This window comes from uncultured Brachyspira sp. (assembly GCF_910588665.1).
In the GTDB taxonomy this organism is placed as follows: domain Bacteria; phylum Spirochaetota; class Brachyspiria; order Brachyspirales; family Brachyspiraceae; genus Brachyspira.
This window is the reverse complement of sequence record NZ_CAJUPR010000009.1, coordinates 37,582-49,917: the sequence shown is the minus strand read 5'-3', so window position 1 is coordinate 49,917 and position 12,336 is coordinate 37,582. Positions and strand designations below refer to the sequence as shown.

The 12,336-nt window shown below is 29.5% G+C and carries 11 protein-coding genes and 1 pseudogene; 4 read left to right on the top strand and 8 right to left on the bottom strand.

The features are described 5' to 3' along the window. Positions 1–122: 122 nt before the first annotated feature. Positions 123–701, top strand: a pseudogene (locus QZ306_RS07875) (chemotaxis protein CheW); the annotation flags it as partial. Between the two features lie 19 nt (positions 702–720). Here the strand turns inward: QZ306_RS07875 and QZ306_RS07870 are convergent. Beyond that, positions 721–1,590 carry an HAD-IIIA family hydrolase gene (locus QZ306_RS07870; protein WP_295162804.1) on the bottom strand — a complete coding sequence of 290 codons (870 nt, stop codon included), beginning with the start codon at positions 1,588–1,590 and terminating at the stop codon, positions 721–723. Positions 1,591–1,716: 126 nt separating this feature from the next. Between QZ306_RS07870 and QZ306_RS07865 the strand changes: the two genes are divergently transcribed. Beyond that, a complete protein-coding gene (locus tag QZ306_RS07865; protein WP_295162802.1) occupies positions 1,717–2,910 on the top strand; it encodes a hypothetical protein in 1,194 nt (397 codons plus the stop codon). A gap of 166 nt (positions 2,911–3,076) precedes the next feature. Here QZ306_RS07865 and QZ306_RS07860 read toward each other — a convergent pair whose 3' ends face one another. From QZ306_RS07860 to QZ306_RS07830, 7 genes are all read right to left on the bottom strand, one after another. Continuing rightward, positions 3,077–4,678, bottom strand: coding sequence for a peptide ABC transporter substrate-binding protein (locus tag QZ306_RS07860; protein ID WP_295162800.1), 1,602 nt, complete (start codon positions 4,676–4,678; stop codon positions 3,077–3,079). Between the two features lie 154 nt (positions 4,679–4,832). Then, the gene (locus tag QZ306_RS07855; protein WP_295162798.1) at positions 4,833–5,045 is read right to left on the bottom strand and encodes a hypothetical protein; all 213 of its coding nucleotides are present in this window, start codon (positions 5,043–5,045) and stop codon (positions 4,833–4,835) included. A 523-nt stretch (positions 5,046–5,568) separates the two neighbouring features. Next, positions 5,569–6,360, bottom strand: coding sequence for a hypothetical protein (locus tag QZ306_RS07850; protein ID WP_295162796.1), 792 nt, complete (start codon positions 6,358–6,360; stop codon positions 5,569–5,571). A gap of 11 nt (positions 6,361–6,371) precedes the next feature. Further along, on the bottom strand, positions 6,372–7,334 hold the full coding sequence (locus QZ306_RS07845; RefSeq protein WP_295162794.1) for an ABC transporter ATP-binding protein: 963 nt from the start codon (positions 7,332–7,334) through the stop codon (positions 6,372–6,374). 40 nt (positions 7,335–7,374) lie between these two features. Further along, the gene (locus tag QZ306_RS07840; RefSeq protein ID WP_295162793.1) at positions 7,375–8,352 is read right to left on the bottom strand and encodes an ABC transporter ATP-binding protein; all 978 of its coding nucleotides are present in this window, start codon (positions 8,350–8,352) and stop codon (positions 7,375–7,377) included. 42 nt (positions 8,353–8,394) lie between these two features. Continuing rightward, positions 8,395–9,378 carry an ABC transporter permease gene (locus tag QZ306_RS07835; protein ID WP_295162791.1) on the bottom strand — a complete coding sequence of 328 codons (984 nt, stop codon included), beginning with the start codon at positions 9,376–9,378 and terminating at the stop codon, positions 8,395–8,397. 16 nt (positions 9,379–9,394) lie between these two features. Next, positions 9,395–10,315, bottom strand: coding sequence for an ABC transporter permease (locus tag QZ306_RS07830; RefSeq protein ID WP_295162789.1), 921 nt, complete (start codon positions 10,313–10,315; stop codon positions 9,395–9,397). A 325-nt stretch (positions 10,316–10,640) separates the two neighbouring features. Between QZ306_RS07830 and QZ306_RS07825 the strand changes: the two genes are divergently transcribed. Further along, positions 10,641–10,790: a hypothetical protein gene (locus QZ306_RS07825; RefSeq protein ID WP_295162787.1), complete on the top strand. Its 150-nt coding sequence runs from the start codon at positions 10,641–10,643 to the stop codon at positions 10,788–10,790. Between the two features lie 177 nt (positions 10,791–10,967). Continuing rightward, positions 10,968–12,158 (top strand): acetate kinase, encoded by a 1,191-nt coding sequence (locus QZ306_RS07820; RefSeq protein ID WP_295162785.1) that lies wholly within the window; start codon positions 10,968–10,970, stop codon positions 12,156–12,158. Positions 12,159–12,336 lie beyond the last annotated feature (178 nt).

The following is a 12,336-nucleotide window of genomic DNA, read 5'->3' as shown; positions in this document are numbered from 1 at the left end:
ACATAGTAATAAATTAATAAGTGAGGCAAGCCGCATCAATACTAAAAGTATTGATGCTCTTAAAGGCGAGGCGAACATAGTAATAATATGAAAACAATTTATAAAAATATTATAAAATATTTATAGGTATAGAAACCGAATTTGGTAAAGGCTCAACTTTCTTTTTGAGAATACCTCTTACAGTTGCAATTATTCAGGCTCTTATTGTTGATGCCGAAAAAGAATATTATGCCGTTCCTATTAACAGCATATTGGAAACTGTTAAAATAGATGTTAAAGATATTCATGAATTGGAAGGAATAGAAGTTATTAAAGTAAGAGAAGATGTTATTAATGTATTAAGCATTAAAGAATTATTCAGACTGCCTTCAAGATACAGCGATATAAAATCATACTATGCTGTTATACTTTCTTCTGAAGGAAAAAAAGTGGCTCTTTTAGTCAATAACCTAATAGGAGAGCAGGATATAGTTATAAAAACTTTAAAAGACAATATAACAAAATCAGAAGGTTTGGCAGGAGCTACGGTTTTAGGAGATGGTACAGTAAGCTTTATTTTAGATATTCAAACCATAGTAAGTTTAGGTACTAAGAGAATTATTGAAAGAGGAAAAATTAATAACAGCAAAGGCTCTAAAAACGATTTGAGAAGCTTCATTGAAAAAATAAAGAATAATGAAATACCTGAAATACAAAAATAGTTATTTTTAATATAAATACTTAAAGAATATTATATATATTATTTACTTCCGTAATATTGTTTTTATTTTCTATCTCGTATATATCCGTCTGTATTAATAATGTTTTCAGATATGGAATTTTTATTATATCGCTGTCTCTGTCTCCTATCATAAATGAATTAAACAAGTCTATATTGTATTTTTTTGATGCAAGCAGATGCATTCCAGCCTCAGGCTTTCTGAGTACTGAAGATATATTATATGGTTTTACCTGACCTTTTATATGATAGGGACAATAATAAAAATCATCTATAACGGCGCCTAGTTTTTTATACTCATTATAAATATAATTATGAACATTATTTACATCTTCATCTTTATAATATCCGTAAGATACTCCAGCCTGATTCGTTGCTGCTATTGTAATGTATCCTTTATTATTTGCATATTTCACTATATCTGTAAACTCTTTTTTTATTTTTACCCTGTCCGTAGTTCCTATATATCCTTTATCCTCTATTAATACTCCGTCTCTGTCTAAAAATAATGCTTTATTGATTTTTTTTGATGCATCAGGAAAATATGAAGGAATACCGTATAATATATTTTTATTATAGGCATTTTCTATAAGTTCGCTGATATATTTTGCATTTTCTGCGATTTCATCTCTGCGGCATAATTTATCATTATATAATATTAAAACATTATTAAATATATATCCTGACAGAATATTTGTTATATTATTTTTTATTATTTTATAATTTTTATCTATTACATAGAGTTTTTTATTTATATTATTATCAGTATTAAAATCTAAGACTATTAAAACAGAATCTTTTTCAAGATTTTTATAAAATTCCGAAAAATAGTTTTCAATTTTTTTGTTAAAATTATTTTTATCTGAGTTCATAAAATATAATCCGAGTAATATAATTTTAATACAAAATTAATTTTTTATCAATAATAAACTTATATTATTAATAATTGATTTTTTTGATTTATGATATATATTATTATTCAAGTTACGGAGTTTTTAATGAAAGATATTTTAATTGATAAAAAAAATAATAAATATTCAAAAAAATTAAAATATTTATTAATAAGCGCAGTGTCTACAATTCCTGCCTGTATATACATATTTACATTAAATAACATGGATACAAGCTACCTGTTTCCGATATTTTTAAATAGTCATTTTTTTATAAGTTTTTATTTATTTTGCTTTACAGTTATTTTTAATTTAAAAGATAAATTAAATAGAAAAGTTATTTTGATTACATTTTTATCATTTCTGCTTATAAGTCTTATATCAAGTTTTTCCAATATTTTTTTTAATTATGTTTATATGCCGCCTGTAAATACTCCCGATTTCCAAATATTATTAAATAGAAATATATTTTTTTCTATTATTTTTTTCAATATATTAATGCTTTCTTATAATTCTTTTAATATGCTTAATACCGACAGAATATCAAATTTTCTAACTGTTTTCGCAGATACTTTTTTATGGTTTTTAATAATTAATACCGCAAATACTGCAGTTGCAACTGTGTTATTTTATATATCTGTTATTATAAGTCTTTCCGTTACAGCATTATTTTCTGCAGGTACTGAAGCAGGTTTTTTAATTGCAAAATTTATTATATGTTTTATAGTATTTTTATACGGGTTTATACCTTTTTTAGCATTTTATATATATAAAAAAACTAACTCTTGTTTGTCTGTATATATTTCAAGAGCTTTATTAATATTTGATTTATTTGCCGTATTTATAATGATGTTTCTTATTCTCATTTATGAATCAAGACCATACAATAACAGAATAGTTTACATAATATATAATATTTTTTTAGCATCATCTGTTATTAATCTTATGTTTTCAAGAATGGATAAAAAGTCAAATATATTTATAAAGGCTATATATTTAATAGTTCCAATATTTGCACTCATTTTTAATGTATTAGTAATTACGGCAACATTATATAGAATAATTAATTTCGGACTTACGCCTAATAAATTAACATTGATTATTTTAAATATAATATTTCTTGCTCATTTAACAATTATATCTTTAAATAATATTATATCTTTTATTAATTCATTTAAAAACAGAGAAGGTAATAATACATTAAATATACTTATGAACAATAGGCATGTTCTCTTTATTTATGCATATCTGCTTCTTTCGTTAATAGTATGTTTTGTAATGCCTATTATTTATATAAATTAGATTAATAAACTTGTATCTTCGCACTTACTTTTCTTTTAATAAAATTTTTTCTATGCAGTTCTTTAATTAATTTTCCTATGATAAAAATTGCTTTATTTTATATATTAAAAAATACTGCTTAATTTTTAATTCCCAAAACAAATATTTCTGAAATTTTTATATAATACTATTCTAAATATGAATATGAAAACTTATATTGGGCAAAAGGTATATAAAATACATCTTTAAGTTTAGGACTTTTTAATACGGCAGGCTCAAAATAAGCTATAGGTATTATAACAGCCTCATCTTCTATCAGTATTTTTTCTGCTTTATGCAGTTCTCTCATTCTGATATTTTGATTAATAGTTCTTGAAGCTGTAATTATAGCATCATCAAACTGAGCATTTGTAAATAAAGAATGATTTTTATAAGAGTAGCTTACAAACATACCTAAAAAAGTTGTAGGATCATTATAGCTTCCAGTCCAGCTTGCTCCAGCCATAGTATAATTTCTTTCTGTTCTGAAAGCATTAATAAAAGGAGCAAACTCCATTTGAGTAAGCTTAACATCTATGCCTAAATTAACTTTCCACATATTCTGAACTGCCTCAAACATAGGTATATCATTGCTGAAAGTGAGGAAAAATTCTAATACAGGAAAATTTTTTCCGCCGGGATAGCCTGCTTCAGCCATTAATCTTTTAGCCTCTTCTACATTTTTACTATAATCTTCTCTATTGGTGCTTATATATTCTCCTGCATTATCTCTGAAATAACCCTCAACATCAGTAACTCCCCAAGGAACCAATGACCCTGCAGGTCTTCCTGATTTGAGTACATTATCCACAATATAATTTCTATCTATTGCAAGTGATAAAGCCTTTCTTATTCTTTTATCTTTTAAAGTTTCATTGGTGGTATTTAAAGCATAATACTGAGTACCTATTCTAGTTGCTATATCTATCAAGCCTTCAGCTTTTAAAGTATCGGTATCCTGATATGGATACTGATCTGAAAAATGCAAAGATCCTTCTTTAACTCCCGCAACTGCCGAATTAGGGTTATCCATAAGAACAAATTTAATCTTTTTGGCTACTATGGTATCCGAAGCCCAATAATTTGTGTTTTTTACAACGGTAATACTTTCGTCTGGTCTTCTCTCCTGTAAAACAAAAGCCCCATTGCCTACACAGGTTTTCGGATTTCTAGTCCAATTATCAGGGTCTTTTTCTACCATATCTTTTCTTACTGGTGAAAATACCGGCAAGTTTACAAGCTCTAAAAAATAAGCTGTAGGATATTCAAGCTTCACTTCTAATTTATAATCGTCTATAGCTTTTATACCGAACTCATCAACTGGCATATACCTGCCATTAACATTAGAGAAGTTAAGTATAGGTTCAAATAAATAACTAGGTTCGCTTGCAGTATCAGGATCAACTACCCTTTTCCAAGAGTATTCAAAATCATGTGCAGTTAAAGGCTTTCCGTCAGACCATTTTCCATTAGTTCTTAAATGAAATATATATGTAAGTCCATCTTCAGATATATCCCAGCTCTCTGCTGCTCCTGGCTGAATGGCAATATCTTTATATTTTGTAGTTAGGCATTCAAATAAATGAGTTACATAAGTGGAGCCCTGCAATGTTATATTCAGTGCTGGATCTATAGTTTTTGGTTCTGCTCCTAAGTTTACATATACCGCATTATCTTCAATATTAGATTTGTTTGAACATGAGAATATAAAAACAGAAATAATAAAAACTAAATAAAAATACTTTTTCATTGTACCTATCCTTAATATATTATTTATTTATTGCAATTATATTTAATAATAAAGTATTGTCAATAAAAAATCAATAATATATTTATATTATTTTGGTATTATAGTAAATTTAAATATTGTATATCCGCCTATATTAGTAAGTTCAACAGCACCATTATATATTAAGATATTTCATTTCATTATTGTTTCTGTTATCATTCCAATTTACTCTGACAATATCATCTCTTAATGCATATAATATATCTGGTTTTTTTGAGATATTTAAATTTATATCTTTAAAATATATTGTAAAAATATCCTCAAATTGTTTATTTACAACACCAGAAAAATTATCATAATATAGCAATTTTTTTATCTTTGGCATCATTCTTTATAAACTCGGCTACATTCATTAACACTTTCTCACTTCTAGGATATTGAAATAATTTTATATATCTATACATTTCACCTAATACAGCAAATGAATTTAAAATAAATAAAGCATATATGATTATCTTTATATTTTTTTTGAAATTAAATTCATTAAATTTAAAAAATATTAAATATGTTATAAAAGAAATAGAAAATGCTGAATATAAATAGTGAAATGTTCCAGATTTTGATTTAAAAATAATAAATGATAATATTGTTATTGGTATAAATATAATAAAAAATAAAAAAATCTCAATTAAACTTCTATTTAAGTTATTTAATAAAACATTATTCTTATTCTTAATTGAAATAACTATAGAATAGAAAAACATAAATATTGAAGACAACATAGATAAAAATAAAAATATTAATCCATAAATATATATTCCGCCTTTACTCCAAAAATAATATACAGAATTAAATCTTGTACCAATTAAACTTGACATTTCATTAGTAGGAAAAATAAGCAAAGCATAAATTTAAGGAAATGGTATTTTATCTAAACTGCTTCTTATATTCATAGCCAATTTTATATTATTAAATCCGCTTTGCAATTCTTGTATTAAATACGGCATATATAATAAAAAAGATATAAATACTCCAAAACACCAATATAATAAATATTTTCTTGTATTCTTAAATCTTATGATAAGATAAATAATCATTGTGGGAACCATAGAGAAGAAAACTGCAAAATGTCCTTGTGCCATTACAGCAAGTATTGGAAATATAAAAACTGCTGATATTTGTTTTATTTTTTTATCATCATTATTGATATATTCAAATAAAAATATAAAAAATAAAAAACTGAATATTAATGTAATATTAGGATTCCAAAAATCGGTTACCGCTAATATAACATAAGGGTTACATAATACTAATGCAGTCATTATAGAAGTTATAAAAATACCAAATTTTTTATAAATCCAAATCAGAAATGTAAATAATATAATAAAACTAAAAATAAAATTAATCATTCTAGCTTTCACTAAATTTTCATTGGCTAATTTATAGAATAAAGTATAAAATATATAATAAGCACCTCCCGGAACTCTAGGAGTTGTAAACTCTCCATTAATAATTTCACTTGCTATGAATCTTGCACCTGTTGTAGGTATTTTTCCGCTATTATACCATTTAGTCATATCATAAAAATGCTGAATTTGGTCCATTGCAACCATTCTTTTATTAAAAGCATAATATTCTATATATAAATACGATAATAAAGATGAAATTATCAGAAGTACGGGAAATATATTTGTAATTTTCATAATGGCTTACATTACACTAGATGACAAGCGCAGTAATGCCCGCTTTCTACTTCTCTGAACTCAGGTACTTTCTCTGCACATACAGCCTCAGCTTTAGGGCATCTTGTTCTGAACTTGCAGCCTGAAGGCGGATTAATAGGGGACGGTATTTCTCCCGAAAGTATTATACGATGCTTTGACTTAGCTATGGAAGGTTCTGATATTGGTATGGCTGAAATCAAAGACTGAGTATAGGGGTGAAGCGATTTTGTATATAAAGATTCGCCGTCTGTAAGCTCAACAATATTTCCCAAATACATAACGCCTATTCTTTCAGATATCTGATGAACTACAGCTAAATCATGGGCTATAAAAAGATATGTAAGTCCCATGTCGTTTTGCATATCATAAAGCATATTAATTATCTGCGCCTGAATAGACACATCAAGCGCTGAAACTGGTTCATCGCAAACTATAAACTCAGGATTAACAGCCAAAGCACGCGCTATGCCTATACGCTGTCTCTGTCCGCCTGAAAACTCATGGGGATATCTCTGCGCATGTTCGGTATTGAGTCCTACTAATTTAAGAAGATTTATTATCTTTTCTCTTCTTTCATCTTTAGAGCTATAAAGCTTATGCACATCAAGTGCTTCTCCTATTATATCTTCAACTGTCATGCGTGGATTAAGAGAAGCATAGGGATCTTGGAAAATTATCTGCATTTTTTTAGCATAGTTACGGTAATTTTCATTATTAACCTCTTCTCCGTCAAAAAATATTTTTCCGCTTGTAGGCTTATAAAGATGAAGCAGAGTTCTTCCTAAAGTGGTTTTTCCGCTTCCCGATTCCCCTACAAGTCCTAAAGTTTCCCCTTTATTTATAGTAAAAGATACTCCGTCAACAGCTTTTACGGTTTGTATATTTCTTCCGAAAAATCCGCCTTTGATTTTGAAATGCTGTTTTAAATTTTGTATTTCTATTAAAGGTTTCATAAAAAACTCTCTTTATTCTTAATTAATTTGATATTGTCAATCATTCAGGCATTTGATGAAGCCAGCAGGCTGAAAAATGCCCCTTATCAAATTCGGTTATAGGAGGCTTATTATCAATGCATACTTTCATACACTTTTCGCATCTTGTACTGAAAGGACAGCCTGCTTTCATATTAAGTAAATCAATAGGAGTGCCTTCTATAGGAATAAGTCTGTCCTGTTTTATGTCAATACGCGGAAGAGATTTCAAAAGTCCGAAAGTATAGGGGTGCTTAGGGCGTTCAAATATATCAAAAACGGTTCCTCTTTCTACTATGCCCCCGCCGTACATTACTATAATATCATCAGCCATATCAGCTACAATACCAAAGTCATGAGTAATAAGTATGACAGCCATTTGTATTTTTTTTTGTATATCCTTTATAAGTTCAAGTATCTGCGCCTGTATTGTAACATCTAATGCTGTTGTAGGCTCATCTGCTATAAGTATTTTAGGATCTCCAGAAAGCGCCATAGCTATCATTATACGCTGACGCATACCTCCAGAAAGTTCATGAGGATACTGTTTTATTCTTCTTCTAGGTTCATTGATGCCTGCCAAAGTTAAAAGCTCAACTATTCTCTCCACAGCATCGGTTTTGCTTATTTTTTTATGTGCGGTTAATGCTTCCATTAATTGATTTCCTATAGTGTAAACAGGATTAAGACAAGTCATAGGATCCTGAAAAATCATAGATATTAAATCGCCTCTTATTTTCTTTTTTTCATGCTCTGAAAGCTTAAGCAAATCAGTGCCTTCAAATAGTATTTCTCCGTTCATAATTTTACCGGGCTCTTCAATAAGTCCCATAATAGAGTATGCAGATACGCTTTTCCCGCTTCCAGATTCTCCCACTATTCCTAAAACTTTTGACTTATCTAAATTATAAGAAATATTATTAACTGCCTTAACCTCTCCAAGAGATGTAAAGAAAGACACTTCTAAATTTTTAACTTCCAGTAAATGATTATTATCCATTAATAAATACCTCTTTTATAATATTTTATTTAATAAAATAAACTATCTGTTTTTCATTCTAGGATCTAATGCATCTCTCAAACCGTCGCCTGCCAAATTAAAGCAGAGTATTATAATGCTTATTAAGGCTGCAGGAAAAAGAAGCTGATAAGGATAAGAATATACTCCGCTTACAGCATTTGAAGTTAAAGAGCCAAGCGAAACCATAGGAGCGCTTACTCCCAAACCTAAGAAGCTTAAAAATGCTTCAACAAATATAGCATTAGGTATCTGAACCATAGCGGATACTATTATAGCGCCCATAGCATTAGGTATTAAATGCTTGAAAATTATTCTGCTGTGAGAAGTACCTAAAGCCCTTGCCGCAGTTACAAACTCCTGACCTTTCAATGCTAAAATCTGTCCTCTTGTCATTCTTGCCATATTAGTCCAATAAAGCAGAGATATTACTATAAATATGCTTAAAAGCCCAGGTCCTAAAAGTCCTATTCCTCTTAAACGCTCATTTTGTAAAAATAATTTATCCATCGGAGATTTAAGCACAACCGATAATAATACAACCACCAAAAGAGTAGGGACAGCGCTTATTATATCAACTATACGCATCATAATACTGTCTGTAAATCCTCCGAAATAACCAGATACCGAACCGTATATTATACCTATTATTACTACCAAAGTAGATGATACTACTCCTATTAAAAGCGAAATCCTCGCTCCTATCATACATCTTACAAGAAGATCTCTTCCCAAAGTATCTGTTCCGAAAGGGTGTTCTAATGTGGGGAGGCTGTTTTCTGCGCCTCTGTTTATCTGAGCATATCCGTATTGCGAAAAAATAGGAACTGTTATAGAAAAGACCGCTATAACTGCTATAATAATAATGGATATTAAAGCAACTTTGTTTTTCTTAAATCTTCTGTATGCATCCTGCCAATATGTTACGCTTTCTATCTTTACTTCGGCTGAAGCCTTTTCTTCTTCCGTAGCTTTTACAAATAATGATTTATCAAAACTTTTTTCCATTGTACCCCCCTTATGCTTAATCTTGTATTTTTATTCTAGGGTCTATAATACCATAAGATAAATCCACTAAGAAATTCATGGCTATTAAAAAAGCACCGTAAAATATTGTAACTCCTAATATGGTAGGATAATCCCTTTGCGTAATGCTTTCAACAAAATATCTTCCAAGACCGGGTATATTAAATATTTTCTCTACAACAAAAGAACCTGTTAGAATTGCAGCGGCAAGCGGTCCTATATAAGTAACTATTGGTATAATAGCATTTCTTAAGGCATGCTTAAATATGATTACATTTATTGATATTCCCTTTGCTCTGGCTGTTTTTATATAATCCTGATGAATAACATCAAGCATAGAACTTCTCATAAGTCTTGCCATAAAACTGAGCGAGCTGAAAGATAGGGCAAATCCGGGCATTATATACTGAGCAAAAGAATCGAATCCGTAAGCTGGGAGAAGCTTTAACTGAACAGAAAATATAATAATAGAAACTGTGGCAACTACAAAACTAGGCACGGCTATTCCTAAAGTGGCGGCTACCATTACAGCTCTGTCTGCTGTTTTTCCATGCCTTAATGCCGCAACTATACCAAATAATACTCCTATAGTAGTAGAAATAAACATGCTGAATATTCCAAGTCTGAAAGATACGGGAAATGCTCTTACTATTGTACCTGAAACGGATTGACCTATTTTAGTAAGCGAGGTGCCCAAATCTCCTTTAACAGCGTTTTTTAAATAATTGGCATACTGAACTATTAACGGCTTATCAAGTCCGTATTTTCTATTTAAATTTTCAAGCGCCACTTTGCTGAGAGGTTTTTCACCTACAAAAGGACCTCCGGGCACCATATGCATTAAAAAGAATGTTATTGTTACTATAACAAAAAGAGTTAAAAGAGAGATTAATAATCTTTTTATAATGTAAGAAAACATGAAAAATACCCTCCGTAAAATAAAACTCATTCAAATTAATATTAACACCATAATATAATAAAAATTAACTTTTGTCAAAAAAGTAAAACAAAAACAATTACATTAATTTTTCAAAGTCTTTTTATATTAATGCTTTTTATGTTGCTATGCCCGCCAAGCAGGGCCTAATCGGTGAGGCGAACATAGTAATAAATTAATAAGTGAGGCAAGCCGCATCAATACTAAAAGTATTGATGCTCTTAAAGGCGAGGCGAACATAGTAATAATATGAAAACAATTTATAAAAATATTATAAAATATTTATATGTATTTATTCTTTTTGATTATGATTTTTGCCAAAAAAGAATATATTACAGGTACGGTCAGAGCGGTAGGAACTTCAGTATTTCCAAATATTGTTATATCGGCAGATGATAGGGATTATTATTTTGATAAAAAAATTTTGAAGAATATGCAAAATATCAAGGTCAGATAATTACAATTGAAGCTAAAGTTAAAAAAGAAAAATGATAAAAGCAAATTATTTGACAGATATATAATTGTATGGGTAAAGAAGAAAGAGTAAAATATATATAATAAAATAAAAATTCATTGATAAATATAGCGGGTATGATATAATAATACAACTATTAAAAAATATGGAGTCATTTTTATGAATGTATTGGTAATAAATTCAGGAAGTTCCAGCATTAAGTATCAATTATTTTCTATGCCCGATGCAAAAGTTTTAGCTAAAGGTCTTTTAGAAAAAATTGGCGAGGAAATGAGCGCTTTAAAGCATACTGCTGTTGAAAAAGGCAAGGAAAAAAAATTGGAGCAGAAAGTTGCAGACCATAAGGCTGGAATGTCTTTAATTTTCTCTCTTTTAACCGACAAAGAAGTCGGCGTTATATCCGATATGAGTGAAATATCAGGGGTAGGTCATAGAGTTGTGCATGGTGGAGAGGCTTTCAGTAAAAGCACTTTAATTACTGATGAAACTGTAAAAGCTATTGAGGCTTGCTGCGATATAGCACCTTTGCATAATCCAGCAGGTTTGCAGGGTATAAGCGCTTGTAAGGAAATATTAAAAGATGTAAAAATGGTTGCGGTTTTTGATACTAGTTTTCATCAGACAATACCAGAATATGCCTATATGTATGCAGTTCCTAATGAATGGTATAATAAATATAAAATACGCCGCTACGGATTTCATGGTACTTCTCATAAATATGTTTACGGAGAGTTCTGCAAGGCTGCAAATAAGCCGAATGCCAATGTTATAGTTTGTCATTTAGGCAACGGAGCCAGCGTTACTGCTGTAAAAAACGGAGAATCTATTGATACCAGTATGGGATTAACTCCTTTGGAAGGTTTGGTAATGGGAACGAGGTCTGGAGATATGGACACTGCTGTTGCAACTTTTGTTATGGCTAAAGAAAATTTATCTGCTAAGGAAATGGATAATATTTTAAATAAAAAAAGCGGTCTTTTAGGCATATCGGGTATAAGCAATGATATGAGAAACTTAGAAGAGGCTTCCAGTACCAACCCTAAAGCCGAATTAGCCATTACTATGTTCTGCTACAGAGTAAAAAAATATATAGGCGCTTATATGGCTGCTCTTGGTCATCTTGACGGCATAGTATTTACTGGAGGAATAGGAGAAAATAGTGCACTTATAAGAGGTAAAATACTTGAAGGTTTAGACGAGCTCGGAATTAAATGCGATGCTGATAAAAACTCTAAAGCCAGAGGATGCGCTAATTTTGAAAAAGACGGCGCAGCTGTTAAGCTTTATGTTATAGCTACCGATGAAGAAAAAGCTATAGCTATGGATACTTATAATATTGCTCTGAAATAAATTTTTATATAAATATTAAATATTAGGGTATCTTTTTATATAAGGATACCCTATTTTATATTTTATTTCTGCGTATTTAATTTCTTAGTATAAAAAATATTATACAGAAGTATATTTTTACCATATAATTTTAATTTTTTAATGCTGTATAATAAAATTATATTGACGGATATTATTT

Coding starts and splice junctions, on each gene's coding strand:
- QZ306_RS07870 (WP_295162804.1), bottom strand. CDS start 1,590: ATGAACTCAGATAAAAATAATTTTAACAAAAAAATTGAAAACTATTTT.
- QZ306_RS07865 (WP_295162802.1), top strand. CDS start 1,717: ATGAAAGATATTTTAATTGATAAAAAAAATAATAAATATTCAAAAAAA.
- QZ306_RS07860 (WP_295162800.1), bottom strand. CDS start 4,678: ATGAAAAAGTATTTTTATTTAGTTTTTATTATTTCTGTTTTTATATTC.
- QZ306_RS07855 (WP_295162798.1), bottom strand. CDS start 5,045: ATGATGCCAAAGATAAAAAAATTGCTATATTATGATAATTTTTCTGGT.
- QZ306_RS07850 (WP_295162796.1), bottom strand. CDS start 6,360: ATGAAAATTACAAATATATTTCCCGTACTTCTGATAATTTCATCTTTA.
- QZ306_RS07845 (WP_295162794.1), bottom strand. CDS start 7,334: ATGAAACCTTTAATAGAAATACAAAATTTAAAACAGCATTTCAAAATC.
- QZ306_RS07840 (WP_295162793.1), bottom strand. CDS start 8,352: ATGGATAATAATCATTTACTGGAAGTTAAAAATTTAGAAGTGTCTTTC.
- QZ306_RS07835 (WP_295162791.1), bottom strand. CDS start 9,378: ATGGAAAAAAGTTTTGATAAATCATTATTTGTAAAAGCTACGGAAGAA.
- QZ306_RS07830 (WP_295162789.1), bottom strand. CDS start 10,315: ATGTTTTCTTACATTATAAAAAGATTATTAATCTCTCTTTTAACTCTT.
- QZ306_RS07825 (WP_295162787.1), top strand. CDS start 10,641: ATGATTTTTGCCAAAAAAGAATATATTACAGGTACGGTCAGAGCGGTA.
- QZ306_RS07820 (WP_295162785.1), top strand. CDS start 10,968: ATGAATGTATTGGTAATAAATTCAGGAAGTTCCAGCATTAAGTATCAA.